The following is an 18,472-nucleotide window of genomic DNA, read 5'->3' on the forward strand; positions in this document are numbered from 1 at the left end:
CCTGACCCGAACCCAGGACACCCGCGCGCCCATGACGACCCAGCCCATCGTCCCCGTGATCCTCTCCGGCGGCACCGGAACCCGGCTCTGGCCGCTTTCGCGCGGGGGGTTCCCCAAGCAGTTCTGGCCGCTCGTCTCCGAGCGCAGCATGATCCAGGAGACGGCGCTGCGCGCCGTGGGCGAGGGCTTCGCCGCCCCTCTCGTGGTCGCCAACGAGGCGCACCGCTTCCTGGTGGCCGAGCAGCTCGCGGAGATCGGCATCCGCGACGCCACCATCCTGCTGGAGCCCGAGGGCCGCAACTCCGGCCCCGCCATCGCCGCCGCCGCCGCGATGGTGGCGCAGGAGAGCCCGGGCGCGGTGCTGTGGATCCTCTCGGCCGATCACGCGATCCGCGACGTGCCGGCCCTGCACGCCGCGCTGCAGCTCGCCGCCGCCGCCGCCCGGCATGACGGGCGGATCGTCACCTTCGGGATGCGCGCCACCGCGCCCGAGACGAGCTTCGGCTACATCGAGATGGGCCCGCCCATCGGCGAGGCCGAAGGGGTGGGGGTGGTGCGCGCCGTGGCCCGCTTCACCGAGAAGCCGGACGCCGAGACCGCCCAGCGCCTGGTCGCCGATGGCAGGCATGTCTGGAACAGCGGCATGTTCGTGGCCACCGCCGCCACCATGGTGGAGGAGCTGGCGCGCCACGCGCCCGAGATGCTGGCCGCCGCGCAGGGCGCGCTCGCCGCCTCGACGCGGGATCTCGGCTTCGTGCGGCTGGGTGCGGCGGAGTTCCGCGCCGCCCCCTCCCTCTCCATAGATTACGCCGTGATGGAGCGCACCGACCGCGCTGCCGTGGTGCCCTGCGAGATCGGCTGGAACGATGTGGGAAGCTGGGACGCGCTCTGGGCCATCGCCTCCAAGGACGAGGGCCGCAACGCCCTGCACGGGCCGGTGACGGCGGTGGAATCGCGCAACTGCCTCGTGCGCTCCGACGGCATCCGCACCGCGGTGCTCGGCTGCGCCAACCTCGTGGTGGTCACCACCGAGGACGCGGTGCTGGTGATGCCCCGCGCCCGCGCGCAGGACGTGAAGCATGTGGTGGACCGCCTGAAGGCCGAGGGCGCGCCCGAGGCCGCAGCCCACCGCAAGGTCTATCGCCCCTGGGGGCATTATTCCGGCCTCATCCTGGGCGACCGCTTCCAGGTGAAGGAGATCGTGGTGCGCCCGGGCGGGCGGCTCTCGCTGCAGAAGCACCACCACCGCGCCGAGCACTGGGTGGTGGTGAAGGGCACCGCCCGCGTGCAGCGCGACGCGGAGAGCCTGCTGCTCTCGGAGAACCAGTCCGTCTATCTGCCGCTCGGCTGCGTGCACCGCCTGGAGAACCCGGGCATGATCCCGCTGGTGCTGATCGAGGTGCAGGTGGGCTCCTACCTCGGCGAGGACGACATCGTGCGCCTCGAGGACAATTACGGCCGGAGCTGATGGCGCGCCTCTTCGCCGATCTCACCGACCTGCTCTGGTATTTCGAGCGCAACCGTGCGCCGCTCGGCGTGCCGCGGGTGCAGATGGCGCTGATCGAGGCGGCGCTGGGCGAGGGGAAGGCGCTGCTGCGGCCCATCGCCTTCGACGCCGCCTCGGCGCGCTTCCGCTACCTGCCGGAGGCGCCGCTGCGCGCGCTCTTCGCCGCCGCGCGCGGCGGGGCCTCTCTGGACGATCCGGGCTGGAGCGCGGCGCGGCAGGCGCTGGCCGAGGCCCATGCCGCCGCGCCCGAGCCGGGCTTCGCGCCCGGCGCCGTGGTGGCCACGCTGGGCCTCGCCGCCCAGGTGCCGGGCCAGATGCGCCGCCTGCGCGAGCTGCGGCGCGGCGCGGGCGTGGCGCTCGCCGCGCTGGTGCATGACGTGATCCCCCTCGTCGTGCCCGAGCAATGCCCGCCGGAGCTGGTGGCGGCCTTCACCGAGGGCTTCCTCGCCCTCTGCCTGCAGACGGACCGCGTGGTGGCCACCAGCGCCTGCGTGGCGCGGGATTTCCGCGACTGGCAGCGCCGGCTGCTGCCCGCCCTCGACATCCCGGTGGCGAGCATGCCGCTCGATGCGCCCCTGCCGCCCCCGCCGGGCGAGCCGCCCGCCCTGCCGCCGCCGCTCGATGACGGGCGGCCCTTCGTGCTCTGCGTCTCCACCATCGAGGCGCGCAAGAACCACGCGCTGCTGCTCGGCGCCTGGCTCACCCTTCTGCGCCGGCACGGGGCGCACGCCATGCCGCGCCTGGTGCTTGCGGGGCGCGCCGGCTTCGGCGCGGAGCCCGCGCTGCGCCTGCTGCGCGGCGCGCCCGAGCTGCGCGCCCACGCCGTCTGGCTCGATGCGGTGAGCGACGCGCTGCTCGCCCGGCTCTACCGCGACTGCCTCTTCACCGTGTTCAACAGCCACTACGAGGGCTGGGGCCTGCCGGTGACCGAGGCGCTCTCCTTCGGCAAGCTCGTGCTCTGCCCCGACCATTCCAGCCTGCGCGAGGCGGGCGGGCCGCATGCGCTCTACTTCACCCCGCAGAGCGAGCCGGAACTCGCCGATCTCGCCTGGGGACTGATCCGCGACCCGGCGCGGCGCGCGGCGCTGGAGGAGGGGCTGCGCGCGCGGCTGCGCCTGCGGAGCTGGCGCGCGCTGGCCGAGGGCTTCGCCGCCGCGCTGGAGGGCGCCGGGGCGGCGCTGCCCGCGCCGGTGGCGCGCGCCGGCACGCTGACCGGCCGGCCCATCTCCTTCGCCGCGCCCGAACCCGCCGGGCCGGGCGCCCTGCCGCAGCCCGTCGCGCTGGCCCACCAGCTCGTGATGGAGGGCGAGGGCTGGAGCGTGCAGGAGGCGCAGGGCGTCTGGCTGACCGAGCGCCCGGGCCGGCTGCGCCTTCCCGCCGTGCCCGGCAAGGCGATGCGGCTGTTCCTCGAGGTCTCCGCCCCGCCGATGGCCAGCGAGACCGGGCTGCGCGCCTGGGGCCCGGGCCAGGCGCCGGGGGAGTGGGAGCGGCTCGGCCTCGGCGCGGGCGAGCGGCGCGTGCTGGAGTTCCGCCTGCCCGTGGGTCCGGAGGGCGATGTGATGGTGGAGTTCGACAGCACCGGCGCAGCGCAGCCGCCCGGCGAGACCCGGCGCCTCGCGCTCTGCGTGCACGGGCTGCTGCTGGCGGCCGACAGCGACCACTGGGCGATCGAGACCTATCTGAGCGAGCGCCTGGGGGTGCGCCGCCTTGGCGGCTGAGCGGTGCGGCCTCGCCGCGCGCGCGGCGCTGCTCCTTGCCCTGCTGCTGGCCGCGGCGGCGCCCGCCCGGGCGCAGCCGGGCCGGAGCGAGCCGGCCCCGCCGGCTTCGGACGCATGGATCGCCGTCTACGCCGCCCTGGCGCCCGGCGCCGCCTTCGGGATGAGCGCCCCCCAGACGGACCGGCTGATGGCGCATGCCGAGGCTGAGACGCTCTGCCGCGCCGGGCCGGGCGGCGGCAGCTGCCGCCGCATGCTGGAGGTGGGGCGGGGCTGCGCGGCGCTGGTCCAGGGCGTGCGCGACCTCCGCCCGCTGCGTTTCGGCACCGCCCCGCCCGAATCCCTGGCGCGGCTGCCGGTGGCCCTTGTCCTCGCCGCCGAGGGCGCAGGCCGCGAACAGGCGGAAGGCGAGGCGCTGGCCCGATGCGCGGCGCGCGAGCGCGGGCTGCTCTGCCGCGTGGTGGCGAGCGGCTGCGTACCCGGCTAGGCCGCCCGCATGGACGCGCGCGCGGCGATCGGCCAGCATCCCCTCGGGTTGAGACAGGCCAGGAGCATGCCATGACCGCCGACACGCGAATCGAGGACTGGGACAGCTACAGCGCCGCGCTGAAGGAACGCGGCAAGGAGCTCGCCGCCCTGCACCCGGAGGTGGTGAAGGGCTTCTCCGCCCTCTCGCGCGGGGCCGCGACCACGAAGCACCTCGACGCCAAGACGCGCGAGTTCATCGCCCTCGCGGTGGCGGTGACGACGCGCTGCGAGGGCTGCATCGACGCGCATGTGCGCAAGGCCCGCGCCGCGGGCGCCACGAAGGAGGAGCTGGCCGAGGCGATGGGGGTGGCCATCGCGCTCAACGCCGGCGCGGCGCTGACCTACTCGCTGCACGTGCTGGACGCGATGGACGGGGTGGGGGGCTGAGGCGCCGCCCCGGGTATTGCGCTGCCGCAAGGACGCGCCCCCGCCCGCGTGCTGGAGTGCGGGCAGCCAACACAGAGGGAGTGCCGGCATGAACCATCGCCACCGCAAGGTCCTGCACGCGATCTTCGCGCATCCGCTCAACCACAACCTCGACCCCAAGGCCGTCGAGCATGTGCTGGAGGAGCTGGGGGCCGAGATGCGCCACACGGGCCATGGCGGCGTCGTCGTGAAGCTGGGCGGCGAGCAGCACAGCTTCCACTTCGGCGAACACTCGCTGGCCGGCGAGGAGGTGGTGAAGCTGCGCAAGCTCCTCGCGGCCGCGGGGGTGGAGCCGGAGCGCGACTACCCGCTCTGACACCGGCGGCCACTTGCCAGCGCGGCCCGGCGGGCGAATCCTGGCCGGCCACGGCAAGGAGGAACGCCCATGATCACCCGCCGCGCGGCGCTGGCCGCGCTTCCCGCCGCAGGCCTTTCGGCGACCGCCGCCGCGCAGCCGCGCTGGCAGGCCGCGAGCGGCTTCGCCGAGGGCAACTACCACACCCGCAACCTGCGCCAGTTCCTGGCCGAGCTGCGCGAGGCGACGGGCGGCGCGCTCGAGGTGCAGCTCCACGCCAATGGCAGCCTGCTGCCGCAGCCGCAGATCAAGCGCGGCGTGCAGCAGGGCCAGGTGCAGATCGGCGAAATCCTCCTCACCGCCTACGCGAACGAGGACCCGGTCTTCGACCTCGACCAGGTGCCGGGCATCGTCACCTCCATGGAGGATGCGCGGCGGCTGATGCGCGTGCGCCAGCCCGCCATCGCCGAGCGGCTGCGCCGGCAGGGGATGGAGCTGCTCTACCTCGCGCCCTGGCCCTTCGTGGGCATCGCGAGCCAGGCGCCCCTGCCCAACCCCGAGGCGTTCCGCGGCCTCAGGCTGCGCACCTATTCCGCCATCTCGACGCGCTTCGCCGCGCTGATGGGCGCGAACGGCGTGCTCGTGCCCGCGCCCGAGGTGCCGCAGGCCTTCGCCACCGGCATGGTGCAGGCGCAGCTCACCACCGCCCCCGTGGCGGCCGACACCGCCGCCTGGGACGTGAGCCGGGTGTTCACGCTGCTCAACGTCGCCACCTCCAACAACGCGGTCTTCGCCAATGCCCGGGCGCTGGCCGCGCTGCCGCCCGCGCAGCGCGAGGCGCTCTCGGCCGCCGCCGCGCGCGCCGCCGAGCGCGGCTGGGCGCTGGCCGAGGAGGCGCACGCCCAGGCCGTCTCGCGCATGCGCGAGCGCGGGATGCAGGTGCTGGAGCCGACGCCGGAGCTGATCGCGGGGCTGCGCGAGCCCTCGCGCGTGCTCACCGAGGACTGGCTGCAGCGCGCGGGCGAGGAGGGGCGGCGCCTGCTCGCCGCCTATCGCGCCCAGGGCTGATACGGCCGGCATGACATGCCGGCCGTATCGCGCGCAGGGTTGGTGTGGCGGCTGCGCGCCAAAACAAAGGCATACCAGCGGCCGCACCGGCCCCTCGGGAGTCGACATCAGCGGCCGCTGGTATGAGGCGCGCTGCCGCGCGGGCGGGCAGGGCGCGCGCGCCCCGGGCCGTCCGCGCCCGCACCGGGCTTGCCAGCCCCGCGCGCCCGGCCCGATGATCGGTCCCACGCAAGAACCCGAACGGGAGAGGCTTCACCATGACCACCACCCGCCGCACCCTGCTCGCGGCCGGCGCCTCCGCGCCGCTGCTCGCCGCCCTCGATGCCCGCCCTGGCCGCGCGCAGCAGCGCTGGCAGATGGCCACCCCCTATCCGGACGGGAACTTCCACACGCGCAACATCCGCGTCTTCCTCGAGGAGGTGAACGCCGCCACGGGCGGGCGGGTGAGCGTGCAGCTCCACTCCAACGCCTCGCTGCTGCCCATGCCGCAGATCAAGGCGGGCGTGCAGCGCGGGCAGGTGCAGATGGGCGAAATCCTGCTCTCCGCCTACGGCAACGAGGATCCCTTCTTCGAGGTGGACGGCATCCCGCAGCTCGTCACCACCTTCGCCGAGGCGCGGCGGCTGATGGAGGTGGCGCGGCCCTTCATCGAGGCGCGCTTCCAGCGCCAGGGCCTCTCGCTGCTCTACATGGTGCCCTGGCCGCCCTCGGGCTTCTACACCAACGCGCCGCTCGAGAGCCTGGAGGGGCTGCGCGGCACGCGCTTCCGCACCTTCAACGTGATGACCAACCGCTTCGCCACCCTGGTCGGCGCCACGCCCACCCTGGTGCAGGCGGCGGAAATCCCGCAGGCCTTCGCCACCGGCGTGGTGAACGCGATGGTGACCAGCGCCGTGACGGGCGTGGACAGCAGCGCCTGGGACTTCGTGCGCCACTACACCCATGTGGGCTTCACCTTCACGCGCAACGCGGTCTTCGTGAACCGCCGCGCGCTGGAGGCCCTCTCGCCTGCCGACCAGCAGGCGCTGCGCGCCGCCGCCGCGGCGGCCGAGACGCGCGGCTGGCGCATGAGCGAGGAAAGCCACGAGGCGGCGATGCAGACGCTGCGCAGCCGCGGCATGACCGTCACCCAGGGCAACCCCACGGTGATGGAGGGCATGGCCCGGATCAGCGAGCAGATGGTGAACGAGTGGCTCTCCCGCGCCGGCGAGGACGGCCAGCGCGTGATCCAGGCCATCCGCACGGCGCGCGGCTGAGGGCGCATGGCGGGGGTGCTGCGCCGCGCGCTGGATGGGCTCTACGTCGCGGCCGGCGCGCTCGCGGCCCTCGCCGTCTTCGGCATCTTCGCGGTGATGATGGCGCAGGTGCTGCTGCGCCAGTTCGGCGTGCCGCTGCACGGGGCGGACGACGTGGTGGCCTATCTCTGCGTCGCCGCCGCCTTTCTCGCGCTGGCCTGGACCTTCACGCGCGGCGAGCTGATCCGGGTGGGGCTTCTCGTCGAGAACATCCCCCCCGCCGCGCGCCGCTGGCTGGAACTCGCCGTGCTCTCCCTCGCGGCGCTGCTGGTGGGCACCATCCTGTTCCATAGCTGGGCGGATGCGATGTTCTCGCGCGAGATCGAGGAGGTGGCGCAGGGCACCGTGCCCTTCCCGCTCTGGATCCCGAAGCTCTCCATCCCGCTCGGCGTGGGCATCCTGCTGGTGGCGGTGCTCGACTGCTGGGTGCAGGTGCTGCGCGGGGCGAAGCCGCCCTATCAGCGCGCGGCCGAGGCGCGCGCGGCCAACCACGACTTCTCGGGCTGAACCGCCATGGGGCTTCTGGAAACGGCGCTGCTGCTGCTCGGCCTGCTCGTGCTCATGCTGGGCGCGGGGCTGTGGGTCGCGCTCGCGCTCACCGGCGCGGGATGGGTGGCGATGAGCCTCGTGCACCCGCAGCCGGGCCTCTTCCTCGCCACCGCCTTCTGGGAGAGCTCCGCCTCCTGGACGCTGGCGGCGCTGCCCATGTTCATCTGGATGGGCGAAATCCTGTTCCGCACGCGGCTCTCCAACGAGCTGTTCGGCGGCATCGCGCCCTGGGTGCGGCGGCTGCCGGGGCGGCTGCTGCACGTGAACATCTTCGCCTGCGGCCTGTTCGGCTGCGTGAGCGGATCGAGCGCGGCCACCTGCGCGACCGTGAGCAAGATCGCCCTGCCCGAGCTGCAGAAGCGCGGCTATGACCAGCGCGTGGCGATCGGCAGCCTGGCCACGGCGGGCACGCTGGGGCTGCTGTTTCCGCCCTCCATCATCATGGTGGTCTATGCGGTGGCGGCCGAGGTCTCCATCGTGCGGATCTTCATCGCGGGCTTCCTGCCGGGCTTCCTCGTCGTCGCGCTGTTCAGCCTCTACATCATGATCTGGGCGAAGCTGACGCCGGGCCGCCAGCCGCCGGCCGACCCGCGCATGGGCTTCCTCGCCAAGCTGCGGGAATCCGCGCAGCTCATCCCCTGCGTGCTGCTCATCCTCGCCGTGATCGGCTCCATGCTGTTCGGCATCGCCACCGCCACCGAGGCCGCGGCCTGCGGCGTGCTGGGCAGCCTGGTGCTGGCCGCCGCCACGGGCGGTCTTTCCTGGCGCAGCTTCATCGAGAGCCTCGCCGGGGCCACGCGGCTCTCCTGCATGATCATGTTCATCATCGCCGGGGCGGCCTTCCTGACCAAGGCGATGGCGCTGACCGGCATCCCGGCGGCGCTGGCGGAGGCGGTCTCGGCCGCGGGGCTCGGGCCCTATGCGATCATCGCCATCCTCGCGCTGGTCTATATCCTGCTCGGCACCTCGCTCGACGGCGTGTCCATGATCGTGCTCACCACCAGCGTGGTGGTGCCCATGGTGCAGCAGGCGGGGTTCGACCTCGTCTGGTTCGGCATCTTCATCATCCTGCTCGTCGAGATCGGGCAGGTGACGCCGCCGGTGGGCTTCAACCTCTTCGTGATGCAGAGCATGACGGGGCGCGAACAGACGGAGATCGCGCTCGCCGCGCTGCCCTTCTTCCTGATGCTGCTGGTGGCGGTGGTGCTGATCACCCTCTTCCCGGCGATCGTCACCTTCCTGCCGGACCTGGTGCTGGGGCGGTAGCGCCCCAGCGCCTCACCCCGCCCCGGAGGCGCGGATCACCGGCGTCCAGCGCGTCTGCTCCGCCTCCACCCAGGCGGCGAGGCGCTCCTGCGCCACCTCCTCGGTGCGGACGAAGGCGGCCTGGTCGAGCCGCTCGCGGATCCCCGGCTCGGCCAGGATGGCGCGCACCGCCTCGGCCAGCCGCGCCGAGATCGCGGCCGGCAGCCCCGCCGGCCCGCAGAGCATGAACCAGTTGAGGCTGACGACGTTGGCGAAGCCCGCCTCCCGCGCCGTCGGCACATCGGGCAGGATGGCCGCGCGCTCGGGCGAGGAGACGCAGAGGCCGCGCAGAGTGCCCGAGCGCACCGCGCCCACATTGGCCGCCGCCGTGTCCCACAGCGAGGTGGTGGTGCCGCCCAGCACGGCCTGCTGCGCCTCGGGCGCGCCGCGGAAGGGCGCGTGCAGAAGCTGCGCGCCCGCCTGAATGCCGAACAGAACCCCCGTCAGATGGCCCATGGAGCCGATGCCGGAGGAGCCGAAGCTCACCGCCTCCGGCGCGCGGCGCGCCGCCGCGGCATAGTCCTGCAGGGAGCGGATGGGGCTGTTGCCCGCCACGGCGCAGAGGATGGGCGCGCCGCCCATCAGCGCGATGTAGCTGAAGCTGCGCGCCGCGCTGTAGGCGAGGCCCGTCTGCATCTGCGGCAGCAGGATGAGCGGGCCCGGCGTGGTCAGCAGCAGCGAGTAGCCGTCGGGCCGCTCGTTCGCCGCCGCCGTCAGCCCCACCGCGCCGCCGCCGCCCGCGCGGTTGTCGATCACGAAGGGCTGGCCGAGGAGGCGCTCCAGCCGCTCCGCCACCGGGCGCATGATGAGGTCCGAGGCGCCGCCGGGCGTGAAGGGGATGATGATGCGCACCGGCCGGTTGGGCCAGGCGGCCTGGGCGGAAGCGAGCCCGGGCGCAAGGGCGGGGGCCGCGAGCAGCGGCAGCGAGAGGAGGGAGCGGCGTGTCGTCATGCCCCCGGGCATCGCGCCGCGCGCCGGGCGAATCCAGCCCCCGCGCGCGGGCCAAGGCGCCTGGCTGCGCGTGACCTGCCCAGCCTCTCGCCAGCGGGGCGCGGGGCCTGCCCATGGAGAGGGCGCGCCGGTCACCCCTCCGGCATCGCCTGGGAGAGCCGGCCGCCCAGCCGCAGCGGCGCGACGCGCCGCGCCATCCCCGTCGCGTCCTGCGTCTCGACGAAAAGCCCGCAGAGCGTGGCCTCGCCCTCGGCCGGCGCCAGGCGCTCGCCGGGCATCTTGCGCCAGAAGCGCAGCGCCGCCCCGCCCTTCTGCATGCCGATCACGCTGTCGTAGTCGCCGCACATGCCGGCGTCGCTCTGATAGGCGGTGCCGCCGGGCAGGATCTGATGGTCCGCCGTGGGCACATGGGTGTGGGTGCCGATGACGAGGCTCGCCAGGCCATCGAAGGAGTGCGCGAAGGCCTGCTTCTCGCTGGTCGCCTCGGCGTGCAGGTCGATGAGGGCGGCGTGGATGGTCTGGCCGAGGCGGTGCTTCGCCAGCTCCGCCTGCACGGCGCGGAAGGGGTCGTCCAGCGCCTCCATGAACAGCCGGCCCATGGCGTTGATCACCAGCGCGCGGCGGTTGCCCGGCACCTCCACCACCACCGCCCCCTGGCCCGGCGTGCCGGGCGGGAAGTTGATGGGGCGGATCACCCGCCGCTCCTCCTCGAGGTAGGGGATGATCTCCTTGCGGTCCCAGGCGTGGTTGCCGAGGGTGATCACATCCGCCCCCGCGGCGAGGAAGGCGCGCGCCATCTCGGGCGCGAGGCCGAAGCCGTGCGAGGCGTTCTCGCCGTTCACCACCACGAGGTCGAGCGCAAGGCGCGTGCGCAGGCCGGGCAGCTCGCGGCAGAGCGCCTCGCGCCCCGCGCGGCCGACGACATCGCCGAGGAAGAGGATTCTCAAATGCGGATGACCCCAAGCTCCGTCGCGATCGCCGGCAGCCGCACGTCGAACGGCCCGGCCGGCACCCGCGCCACCTCCTGCGCCGCGTAGGCGAGGCCGAGCCGCCCGGCAAGCGGCAGTTCGGCCAGGGTGCGGTCGTAATAGCCGCCGCCATAGCCGAGCCGCGCCCCCGTCCGGTCGAAGGCGAGGAGCGGCACGAGCAGGAAATCCGGCGCGACGGGCTCGCCCGAGGCGGGCGCCAGCGTGCCGAAGCGGGCGGGGGCGAGGGGCTCGCCCGGCGCCCAGGCGCGGAAGGCGAGGGGCTGGCCCCGCGGCGGGGTGACGGGCAGGGCCAGGCGATGGCCGCGCGCGTGCAGGGCGAGCAGCAGCGGGCGCGTGTCGATCTCGCGCCCCATGGGCCAGAAGCCGGCCACCAGCGCACCGGGCGGGGGCGGGGCCTCGCGCAGGACCACCTCGGCCAGCCGCGCGCCGAGCGCGGGGTCGCAAGCCTCGCGTCGGGCCAGCGCCTCGCGGCGCAGCGCGGCCTTCTCGGCCTCGATCACGCGCGGAGCGCCGCCCGGGCGCTCACGCGCCGGGCCGCGTCCAGGGGCTCGCGCCCGGATCGGCCGGCAGCGGCTTGAGGCGCACGGCGGTGCCCGAGGCGGTGACCATCAGCATGCCGTTGTTCGAACCCAGCACCTCGTAGTCGATGTCGATGCCGAGGATGGCGTCCGCCCCCAGCGCCTGGGCCTGCTGGGTGAGGTTGGTCATCGCCGTGTCGCGCGCCGCGCCGAGCTCGCGCTCATAGGTGCCGGAGCGGCCGCCCACGATGTCGCGCAGCCCGCCGAGCAGATCCTTGAACAGGTTCACGCCCAGCACCGCATCGCCGAAGACGACGCCGAGATAGGCCTCGACCTCGCGGCCCTGGATGGTGGAGGTGGTGGCGTAGAGCATGGGGCGGGGCTCCGCTCGGGCTGGTTGGGGCGCCAGGATTCGAACCTGGGAATGGCGGTACCAAAAACCGCTGCCTTACCGCTTGGCGACGCCCCAGCCGGGCGCGGTGTAGCGAGGCTCAGCCGGGCGCGTAAAGACCCCCGCCGGCCCGCCACCAGGCGGCGGGCAGAAGCGCGGCGGCGGCCTCGGCCGCGGCGGGGGTGGCGAAGAGGGCGAAGCAGGTGGCGCCCGAGCCGCTCATCCGCGCGAGCAGCACGCGGGGCAGGGCGCGCAGCGCCGCCAGCACCTCGCCGATGGGCGGGCAGAGGGCGAGGGCGGGCGCCTCCAGATCATTGCCGAGCCGCGCGAGATCCGCCGCCATGGCCTCGGCGCTCGCCCAGGCGGCGGGCAGGGCGGCCTCGGGCGAGAAGCCGGCGCCGGAGGCGGCGCGGGCGCGGAACACGGCCGGCGTGGCCAGCGGCAGGCCGGGATTGACCAGCAGCAGCCCGCAGGGCGGCAGGCGCGGGGCGGGCAGCAGCCGCTCGCCCACCCCCTGCATGCGCGCGGGGCGCGAGGGCACGCAGACCGGGATGTCGGCCCCGAGCGGCGCGGCCAGCGCCATCAGCGCCGCCTCGTCGAGCCCCGCGCCCCAGAGGCGGTTGAGCAGCCGCAGCGCGGCCGCCGCATCGGCCGAGCCGCCGCCGATGCCCGAGGCCACGGGCAGGCGCTTCGTCAGCCGCAGCGCCGCCCCGCCCGCCACACCGGCCCGCGCGGCCAGCGCCCGGGCGGCGCGCAGCACGAGGTTGTCGGGCTCACCCGCCAGGGCCGCGCCCTGCGGGCCGTCCAGCGCCAGGGTGAGGGCGGGGGCGGGCTCGGCCGCCAGCGCGTCGCAGGCCGGGCCGAAGACGGCCAGGCTGTCGAGCAGGTGGTAGCCGTCCGCCCGCCGGCCGGTGACGTGCAGGAACAGGTTGACCTTGGCCGGGGCGGCCTCGTGCTCGGTCATGGCGGGATCAGCGGCGCAGCGCGGCGGGCAGGGCGGAGGCAGGCAGGCCGTTGGCCAGCTTCTCGCGCAGGCGCCGGGCCTCGTCGGGCTCGGGGTCCATGGTCAGCGCCCGGCTCCACTGGAAGCGCGCCTCGTTCTGCCGGCCCGCGGCCCAGTAGGCGTCCCCCAGATGGTCGTTGATGGTGGCGCTGCGCGGCTCCAGCTCCACCGCGCGTTCGAGCTGCTGGATGGCGCCGGCGATGTCCCCCATGCGGAAGAGCACCCAGCCCAGGCTGTCCACGATGTTGCCGTCCTGCGGGCGCAGCGCCACGGCGCGCTCCAGCATCTGGCGCGCCTCCTCCAGCCGCTCGCCGCGGTCGGCCCAGGTGTAGGCCAGGTAGTTCAGCACATAGGGCTGGTCGGGCGAGAGGCCGAGGGCGCGCTGGAAATCCGCCTCCGCCCCCGGCCAGTCGCCCGAGCGTTCGCGCGCGATGCCGCGCGCGTAGAAGAGCGGCCAGTCATGCGGGCGCACGGACTCGAGCCGCGCGATGGCCTGGTCATAGGCCGCCGCCGCCTCGGGGAAGCGCGACCGCCGGCGCAGGATGTCGCCCAGCCGCACCAGGGGCTGCGGCAGGCTGGCCAGGCGCTGGCCCGCCTCGGCCAGCAGCCGCTCCGCCTCGGGCAGCCGGTCGAGCCGGTCCAGCAGCCCGGCGCGGCGGAGCTGCGCGGGGCCGAAGAGCGGATCCTCGGGTGGGATGCGCGAGAGCGCCTCCAGCGCCTGGGGAAGCTGCTCGGCCTCGGCCAGCGCGTCGCCCAGCAGGAAGAGGGCGGGGCCGAAGGCGGGGCGCAGCCGCAGCGCGAGCCGCGCGAGCAGCATGGCCATCTCCTCCAGCCCCTGGCCGCGCAGCGCGGCGCCCAGCGCGACATAGGCCTCGGCGACGCCATCGGCCGGGGTGGCGATGGCGCGCTGGCCCAGCACCACGGCGCGCGCGGGCTCCAGCGCGGCCAGGGCCAGCTCGTCGTGGCTCTGGCCGATGCGGTCGAGCAGGCGCAGCGCCTCCCCGCCGCGGCCGGCGCGCTGCAGGATGCCCGCGGCCAGCAGGGCGAGGCGCAGCGTGGGCTCGGGCTGGTCGGCCAGGGCGAGGCGGACGAAGCGCTCGGCCTCGCGCGGGCGGTTGGCGGCATCGGCGATCAGCGCCGCGTGCAGCGCGTTCAGCGCGCGGAAGCGCCCCTGCTCGGCCAGCGGGCGGAGATGGGCGAGCGCCGCCTCCGTCTGCCCGCGCCCCGCGAGGCTCCAGGCGATGAGGGCGGGCTGCAGCGCCTGCACGGGCCCCTGGCGGGAGAGGGCGCGGGCGCGCTGCTCGGCGCGGTCCCAGCGCTGGGCCACGATGTCGGAGCCGTAGAGGACGAGCTGCGCGGCGAGATTGTCCGGCAGGCGGCGGGCGAGGCGCAGCGCCTCCGCCCGGCCATCCATCAGCGCGGCCATGAAGGCGCGCTGGATCAGCTCCGGCTGGTCGGGATCGGCGCGGAGCGCGGCGAGCAGGCTCTCGGCGGCGGCGGCGGTGTCCTGCTCCTCGGCGGCGAAGCGGCCCACGAGATACTGGCCGAAGACGCTGCCGCCCGACGCGCCGGGCCCGCCGCCCGGGATCAGCCGGCCGGAGCGGTCCGCGAGGCCGCCGCTCCCTGCCGCGCAAGCCGCCAGCAGGGAGGCGGCCAGCATCGCCAGGTGGCGGGGAAAGCGGCGTTGCGCCATGCGGCGCAGCATAGCAGCGGCGTTGCGCGGCGCATCATCTTCCCGCGATGGGAGCGACCAGAAAGCCACAGCGCGGCAAAACCGCAACAGTGACGTTCATCTTGCGTTCAGGCCAGCCTCATGCCAGCGGCCGCCGGTATGGCCTTGTCTGGCACGCCGCCGCCACGCCGGGCCCCCGCGCGGCCTGCCGCGTCGGGTGGCGCCAACCCGGCCTGCGCGATGCGTCCGGCGCGACCGCCGGCCCCATCAGCGCAGCGCCAGCAGCCGCGGCGCCATGCCGATGCTGAGCCGCCGGCCATAGCCCTCGAACTGGGCGCGCACCTCCGCGAGCTCGGCCTCGGAGAGCGGCACGGGCTCCACCCGCGCGGCCAGCATGTCGAGATACATGCCCGCGAGGTTCTCCACCTCCCGCGCCAGGGTCTCGGCCTCGCGCATGCTCTGGCCGATGGCCACCACCCCGTGGTTGGCGAGCAGGCAGGCCCGCCGCCCCTCCAGCGCCGCCACCGCGGCCTCGGCCAGCGCCTCGGTGCCGAAGAGCGCATAGGGCGCGCAGCGGATGTCGCTGCCCCCGGCGAGCGCGATCATGTAGTGGAAGGGCGGGATGTCCCGCCGCGCGCAGGCGAGGGCGGTGGCGCGCGGGCTGTGGGTGTGCACGATCGCCATGGCCTCGGGCCGGGCGGCGTAGATGGCGCGGTGCAGCCGCCACTCGGAGGAGGGCTTGCGCCGCCCGCCCGCCGGCTCGCCCTCCATGGTCATCTTCACGAGGTCGCCCTCGGTCAGCGCGTCATAGGCGAGGCCGGAGGGGGTGATGGTGAAGCCCCTGGCCGTGCGGAAGGAGAGGTTGCCCGCCTTGCTCGGCATGAAGCCGAGGCGGTCGAGGCGCTGGGCGGCCTCGATCAGGCTCGTCATGCGGCCTCGCGCAGCGCGCGCGCCCGGAGCGCGGCGGGGCGGTTCAGGCAGCGGTCGAGCCAGGCCTTCACCCGCGTGTGCCCGCCCCAGTCGTACTTGTTCGCCCAGGCGCCGTAGAGCACGCCCGCGAGGTTGCAGTCGGCGATGGTGAAGGCGGGGCCGAGCAGGAAGTCGCGCCCCTTCAGGTGCTCCTCCAGCACGTCGAGCCGCGCATCGAGCCCCGCCTTGCCCGCGGCGGCCTGGCCCGGGTCGCGCTCGGCGGGGGGGCGGAGATAGCTGTTGTAGGCCCATTGCATGGCCGCGGGCTCCACCTCGGTGGCGGCCCAGAGCGTCCATTGCAGCACGCGCGAGGCGTCGTCGCCCGCGGGCATGAGCGGCGGGCCCGCCTTGGCGGCGAGGTGGAGGTTGATGGCGAGGCTCTCGAAGAGCACCAGCGCGCCATCCTCCATCGCCGGCACCTTGCCGTTGGGGTTCACCTTCAGGTGCTCGGCCGTCTTCGCGCCGCGCATCGCGTCCACGGGGACGATCTCATAGGCGAACCCCGCCTCCTCGGCGGCCCAGATGCAGCGGAAGGTGCGGGATTTCGGCGTGCCGTGCAGGCGGATCATGGGCTGTTGCCGTCCTTGCGGAGCGCGGCGATGGCGCGCGCGTGTTCGACCGTGGAGCGCTGGAAGCGCACGAGCAGCGCCGCCCAGAGGATGAGCACGAGCAGCGCCCAGAGGAAGCCGTGGTGGCGCAGCAGCAACGTCGCCGCGACGATCCAGCCGAGCGAGAGGAGCATCCCCTGGCGGAGCAGCGAGATCAGCGGCATGGCCGGGCTACATCCCCCCCGGATAGTTCGGCCCGCCGCCGCCCTCGGGCGTGCGCCAGTCGATGTTCTGGGTGGGGTCCTTGATGTCGCAGGTCTTGCAGTGGACGCAGTTCTGCGCGTTGATCACGAGGCGCGGCGCGCCCTCCTCCACGCCCACCGCCTCATAGACGCCGGCGGGGCAGTAGCGGCTCTCGGGGCTCGCGTATTTCTCCCAGTTCTCGCCCAGCCAGCGGCCCGGGTCGCGCAGCACGAGATGCGCGGGCTGGTTCTCCTCGTGGTTGGTGTTGGAGAGGAACACCGAGGAGAGCCTGTCGAAGCTGATCACGCCATCGGGCTTGGGATAGGCGATGCGCGGCGCCTCGGCGGCCTTCTTCAGCCTGTCGTGGTCGCTGTGGTGGCCGAGCGTCCAGGGCGCCTTGCCGCGGAACACATAGGCCTCCAGCGCCGCGTTCAGCATGCCGCCCCAGAAGCCGAACTTCGCGAAGCCGGGGCGGATGTTGCGCACCGCGCGCAGCTCCTCCCACACCCAGGAGGCCTCGAGGCGGCGCGGATAGGCCTCCAGCACCGCCGGGCGCGCCTCGGCCGCGAGCGCCTCCGCCACCGCCTCGGCCGCCAGCATGCCGGACTTCATGGCGGTGTGGGTGCCCTTGATCTTGGGCACGTTGAGGAAGCCCGCCGCATCGCCGATCAGCGCCCCGCCGGGGAAGACGAGGCGCGGGATGGACTGGAAGCCGCCCTCGTTCAGCGCGCGCGCGCCATAGGCGATGCGCTTGCCCCCCTCCAGCATCGGCCGCACGGCGGGGTGCTGCTTGAAGCGCTGGAACTCCTCGAAGGGCGAGAGCCAGGGATTGGCGTAGTCGAGCCCCACCACGAAGCCCACGCTCACCAGGTTCTCGCCGAACATGTAGAGCCAGGAGCCGCCATAGGTGTCGGAGGAGAGCGGCCAGCCCGTGGAGTGCCAGATCAGCCCGGGGCGGTGCTTCTCCTTCGGGATTTCCCAGAGCTCCTTGATGCCGATGCCATAGGTCTGCGGCGCGCATTCCGCGCGCAGGGCGAAGCGGTCGAACAGCGTCTTGGTCAGCGAGCCGCGGCAGCCCTCGGCGAAGAGGGTGTAGCTGGCGCGCAGCTCCATCCCCGGCTGGTAGTTCGCGCCCTTCGTGCCGTCCTTCTCGATGCCCATGACGCCGGCGACGACGCCGCGCACCTGGCCGTCCTCGACGATCGTCTCGGAGGCGGCGAAGCCCGGATAGATCTCCACGCCCAGCGCCTCGGCCTTCGCCCCCAGCCAGCGGCACACATTGCCGAGGCTGACGATCCAGTTCCCCGCATTGTGCATCTGCGGCGGCGTGGGCAGCCTGAAGGCCCGCGTCTCGGTGAGGAACATGAAGCGGTCCTCGCCGGCGGGGGTGGCCAGCGCCGGCGGGTCCTCGCGCCAGTCGGGCAGCAGCTCGTCCAGCGCGCGCGGCTCGAGCACCGCGCCGGAGAGGATGTGCGCGCCGATCTCCCCGCCCTTCTCGACCAGGCAGACCGCGGCCTCGGGGGCGAGCTGCTTCAGCCTGATGGCGGCGGCGAGGCCCGAGGGGCCGCCGCCCACGATCAGGACGTCGAACTCCATGCTCTCGCGCTGCTCGTCCATCTTCGGCCCTCCCCGACGCCCGCACCCCACCCCTACCGCGAAGCCCCGCCTCGCGGAAGTTGGCGCGGCGCGGTAGATGTCCAGCATGCGCACGGAGGCGGAGGCGGAGGCGCTGCGGGCCGCCCTGGCCTGGCAGATCGCGATGGGCGCGGAGGAGGCGATCCTGCCCGCGCCGCAGAGGCGCCTGGCCGCGCCGGAGGCGCCCGCGCCCGCGCCCCGCCCGCCCGCCGCCGCGCCCCTGATCCGCCCCGCCGCCCCGGCGCGCCCCGCCACCCCGGCGGGGGAGGAGGCCGCGGCGCTGGCCGCGGGCGCCGAGAGCCTGGAGGCGCTGCGCGAGGCCATGGCCCGCTTCACCGGCAGCCCGCTGCGCGAGACGGCGACGCATCTCGTCTTCGCCGATGGCGTGCCGGGCGCGCCGGTGATGGTGATCGGCGAGGCCCCGGGCGCGGAGGAGGACCGCCAGGGCAAGCCCTTCGTCGGCGCCTCGGGCCAGTTGCTGGACCGGATGTTCGCCAGCATCGGCCTCGCGCGGGCCGAGAACCTTTACATCAGCAACATCCTGCCCTTCCGCCCGCCCGGCAACCGCACGCCGACGGACGCGGAGATCGCGCTCTTCCTGCCCTTCGTGCTGCGGCACGTGCAGCTCGCCGCGCCGCGGCTTCTGGTGCTGGCGGGGGGGGTGGCCGCCAAGGGGCTGCTGGGGGCGCGCGAGGGCATCACCCGGCTGCGCGGGCGGTGGCATCCCGTGAGCTTGCCATCGGGGAAAGTATTGCGCGCCCTGCCGACCCTGCATCCCGCCTATTTGCTGCGCAACCCCATCTCCAAGCGCGACGCCTGGGCCGATCTGCTGCTGCTGCGGCGGGAATTGGACGGCGGCTGAGCC

At 74.5% G+C, this 18,472-nt stretch carries 20 protein-coding genes and 1 tRNA gene; 10 read left to right on the forward strand and 11 right to left on the reverse strand.

All coding sequences use genetic code 11. The features are described 5' to 3' along the window. Positions 1–31: 31 nt before the first annotated feature. The 9 genes from H596_RS0103075 to H596_RS0103115 all read left to right on the forward strand — a co-directional run bounded on the left by H596_RS0103075 (position 32) and on the right by H596_RS0103115 (position 8,649). Entirely contained in the window at positions 32–1,468 is a 1,437-nt protein-coding gene (locus H596_RS0103075; protein WP_027283654.1) for a mannose-1-phosphate guanylyltransferase/mannose-6-phosphate isomerase, read from the forward strand. Then, a complete protein-coding gene (locus H596_RS22700; RefSeq protein WP_051212286.1) occupies positions 1,468–3,225 on the forward strand; it encodes a glycosyltransferase in 1,758 nt (585 codons plus the stop codon). The genes H596_RS0103075 and H596_RS22700 overlap by 1 nt, the downstream gene beginning before the upstream one ends. Continuing rightward, positions 3,215–3,709 (forward strand): DUF4189 domain-containing protein, encoded by a 495-nt coding sequence (locus H596_RS0103085; protein WP_027283655.1) that lies wholly within the window; start codon positions 3,215–3,217, stop codon positions 3,707–3,709. Before H596_RS22700 ends, H596_RS0103085 begins: the two co-directional genes overlap by 11 nt. Before the next feature lie 89 nt (positions 3,710–3,798). Continuing rightward, positions 3,799–4,137 carry a carboxymuconolactone decarboxylase family protein gene (locus tag H596_RS0103090; RefSeq protein WP_027283656.1) on the forward strand — a complete coding sequence of 113 codons (339 nt, stop codon included), beginning with the start codon at positions 3,799–3,801 and terminating at the stop codon, positions 4,135–4,137. An 88-nt stretch (positions 4,138–4,225) separates the two neighbouring features. Next, on the forward strand, positions 4,226–4,492 hold the full coding sequence (locus H596_RS0103095; RefSeq protein WP_027283657.1) for a hypothetical protein: 267 nt from the start codon (positions 4,226–4,228) through the stop codon (positions 4,490–4,492). 69 nt (positions 4,493–4,561) lie between these two features. Then, positions 4,562–5,539 (forward strand): TRAP transporter substrate-binding protein, encoded by a 978-nt coding sequence (locus tag H596_RS0103100; protein ID WP_037299817.1) that lies wholly within the window; start codon positions 4,562–4,564, stop codon positions 5,537–5,539. A gap of 257 nt (positions 5,540–5,796) precedes the next feature. Continuing rightward, the gene (locus H596_RS0103105) at positions 5,797–6,795 is read left to right on the forward strand and encodes a TRAP transporter substrate-binding protein (protein WP_027283659.1); all 999 of its coding nucleotides are present in this window, start codon (positions 5,797–5,799) and stop codon (positions 6,793–6,795) included. A 6-nt stretch (positions 6,796–6,801) separates the two neighbouring features. Beyond that, positions 6,802–7,341 (forward strand): TRAP transporter small permease, encoded by a 540-nt coding sequence (locus H596_RS0103110; RefSeq protein WP_051212287.1) that lies wholly within the window; start codon positions 6,802–6,804, stop codon positions 7,339–7,341. A 6-nt stretch (positions 7,342–7,347) separates the two neighbouring features. Next, complete coding sequence (locus H596_RS0103115; protein WP_027283661.1) at positions 7,348–8,649, forward strand: TRAP transporter large permease; 1,302 nt, start codon at positions 7,348–7,350, stop codon at positions 8,647–8,649. A 12-nt stretch (positions 8,650–8,661) separates the two neighbouring features. On the opposite strand, the gene H596_RS19820 is transcribed toward H596_RS0103115, so the two are convergent. From H596_RS19820 to H596_RS0103170, 11 genes are all read right to left on the reverse strand, one after another. Next, on the reverse strand, positions 8,662–9,639 hold the full coding sequence (locus H596_RS19820) for a Bug family tripartite tricarboxylate transporter substrate binding protein (protein WP_051212288.1): 978 nt from the start codon (positions 9,637–9,639) through the stop codon (positions 8,662–8,664). Positions 9,640–9,770: 131 nt separating this feature from the next. Then, entirely contained in the window at positions 9,771–10,586 is an 816-nt protein-coding gene (locus H596_RS0103125) for a TIGR00282 family metallophosphoesterase (protein WP_027283662.1), read from the reverse strand. Then, a complete protein-coding gene (locus H596_RS0103130) occupies positions 10,583–11,128 on the reverse strand; it encodes a 5-formyltetrahydrofolate cyclo-ligase (RefSeq protein ID WP_027283663.1) in 546 nt (181 codons plus the stop codon). Before H596_RS0103130 ends, H596_RS0103125 begins: the two co-directional genes overlap by 4 nt. A 22-nt stretch (positions 11,129–11,150) precedes the next feature. After that, positions 11,151–11,519, reverse strand: a complete 369-nt coding sequence (locus H596_RS19825) for a heavy metal-binding domain-containing protein (RefSeq protein WP_051212289.1) — start codon at positions 11,517–11,519, stop codon at positions 11,151–11,153. Between the two features lie 21 nt (positions 11,520–11,540). Further along, positions 11,541–11,615, reverse strand: a tRNA-Gln gene (locus H596_RS0103140). 22 nt (positions 11,616–11,637) lie between these two features. Next, on the reverse strand, positions 11,638–12,501 hold the full coding sequence (locus H596_RS0103145) for a 4-(cytidine 5'-diphospho)-2-C-methyl-D-erythritol kinase (protein WP_027283664.1): 864 nt from the start codon (positions 12,499–12,501) through the stop codon (positions 11,638–11,640). Between the two features lie 7 nt (positions 12,502–12,508). After that, entirely contained in the window at positions 12,509–14,233 is a 1,725-nt protein-coding gene (locus tag H596_RS19830; RefSeq protein WP_037299922.1) for a tetratricopeptide repeat protein, read from the reverse strand. 246 nt (positions 14,234–14,479) lie between these two features. After that, complete coding sequence (locus H596_RS0103155) at positions 14,480–15,142, reverse strand: class II aldolase/adducin family protein (RefSeq protein WP_027283665.1); 663 nt, start codon at positions 15,140–15,142, stop codon at positions 14,480–14,482. Next, on the reverse strand, positions 15,139–15,750 hold the full coding sequence (locus H596_RS0103160; protein ID WP_027283666.1) for a glutathione S-transferase family protein: 612 nt from the start codon (positions 15,748–15,750) through the stop codon (positions 15,139–15,141). The genes H596_RS0103155 and H596_RS0103160 overlap by 4 nt, the downstream gene beginning before the upstream one ends. After that, complete coding sequence (locus H596_RS0103165) at positions 15,747–15,953, reverse strand: hypothetical protein (protein WP_027283667.1); 207 nt, start codon at positions 15,951–15,953, stop codon at positions 15,747–15,749. Before H596_RS0103165 ends, H596_RS0103160 begins: the two co-directional genes overlap by 4 nt. 7 nt (positions 15,954–15,960) lie before the next feature. Next, the gene (locus tag H596_RS0103170; RefSeq protein ID WP_027283668.1) at positions 15,961–17,589 is read right to left on the reverse strand and encodes an electron transfer flavoprotein-ubiquinone oxidoreductase; all 1,629 of its coding nucleotides are present in this window, start codon (positions 17,587–17,589) and stop codon (positions 15,961–15,963) included. Positions 17,590–17,674: 85 nt separating this feature from the next. Here H596_RS0103170 and H596_RS0103175 point away from each other — a divergent pair, with 85 nt between their 5' ends. Beyond that, positions 17,675–18,469, forward strand: a complete 795-nt coding sequence (locus H596_RS0103175) for a uracil-DNA glycosylase (protein WP_027283669.1) — start codon at positions 17,675–17,677, stop codon at positions 18,467–18,469. Positions 18,470–18,472: the final 3 nt, after the last annotated feature.

The sequence above is a fragment of the Rubritepida flocculans DSM 14296 genome (assembly GCF_000425365.1).
In the GTDB taxonomy this organism is placed as follows: Bacteria; Pseudomonadota; Alphaproteobacteria; order Acetobacterales; family Acetobacteraceae; genus Roseococcus; species Roseococcus flocculans.

What these genes read in the sequence shown, in the direction of transcription:
- H596_RS0103075 (WP_027283654.1), top strand. Translation starts at nt 32, where the DNA reads ATGACGACCCAGCCCATCGTCCCCGTGATCCTCTCCGGCGGCACCGGA.
- H596_RS22700 (WP_051212286.1), top strand. Translation starts at nt 1,468, where the DNA reads ATGGCGCGCCTCTTCGCCGATCTCACCGACCTGCTCTGGTATTTCGAG.
- H596_RS0103095 (WP_027283657.1), top strand. Translation starts at nt 4,226, where the DNA reads ATGAACCATCGCCACCGCAAGGTCCTGCACGCGATCTTCGCGCATCCG.
- H596_RS0103100 (WP_037299817.1), top strand. Translation starts at nt 4,562, where the DNA reads ATGATCACCCGCCGCGCGGCGCTGGCCGCGCTTCCCGCCGCAGGCCTT.
- H596_RS0103105 (WP_027283659.1), top strand. Translation starts at nt 5,797, where the DNA reads ATGACCACCACCCGCCGCACCCTGCTCGCGGCCGGCGCCTCCGCGCCG.
- H596_RS0103110 (WP_051212287.1), top strand. Translation starts at nt 6,802, where the DNA reads ATGGCGGGGGTGCTGCGCCGCGCGCTGGATGGGCTCTACGTCGCGGCC.
- H596_RS0103115 (WP_027283661.1), top strand. Translation starts at nt 7,348, where the DNA reads ATGGGGCTTCTGGAAACGGCGCTGCTGCTGCTCGGCCTGCTCGTGCTC.
- H596_RS19820 (WP_051212288.1), bottom strand. Translation starts at nt 9,639, where the DNA reads ATGACGACACGCCGCTCCCTCCTCTCGCTGCCGCTGCTCGCGGCCCCC.
- H596_RS19825 (WP_051212289.1), bottom strand. Translation starts at nt 11,519, where the DNA reads ATGCTCTACGCCACCACCTCCACCATCCAGGGCCGCGAGGTCGAGGCC.
- H596_RS0103145 (WP_027283664.1), bottom strand. Translation starts at nt 12,501, where the DNA reads ATGACCGAGCACGAGGCCGCCCCGGCCAAGGTCAACCTGTTCCTGCAC.
- H596_RS19830 (WP_037299922.1), bottom strand. Translation starts at nt 14,233, where the DNA reads ATGGCGCAACGCCGCTTTCCCCGCCACCTGGCGATGCTGGCCGCCTCC.
- H596_RS0103155 (WP_027283665.1), bottom strand. Translation starts at nt 15,142, where the DNA reads ATGACGAGCCTGATCGAGGCCGCCCAGCGCCTCGACCGCCTCGGCTTC.
- H596_RS0103160 (WP_027283666.1), bottom strand. Translation starts at nt 15,750, where the DNA reads ATGATCCGCCTGCACGGCACGCCGAAATCCCGCACCTTCCGCTGCATC.
- H596_RS0103165 (WP_027283667.1), bottom strand. Translation starts at nt 15,953, where the DNA reads ATGCCGCTGATCTCGCTGCTCCGCCAGGGGATGCTCCTCTCGCTCGGC.
- H596_RS0103170 (WP_027283668.1), bottom strand. Translation starts at nt 17,589, where the DNA reads ATGGACGAGCAGCGCGAGAGCATGGAGTTCGACGTCCTGATCGTGGGC.
- H596_RS0103175 (WP_027283669.1), top strand. Translation starts at nt 17,675, where the DNA reads ATGCGCACGGAGGCGGAGGCGGAGGCGCTGCGGGCCGCCCTGGCCTGG.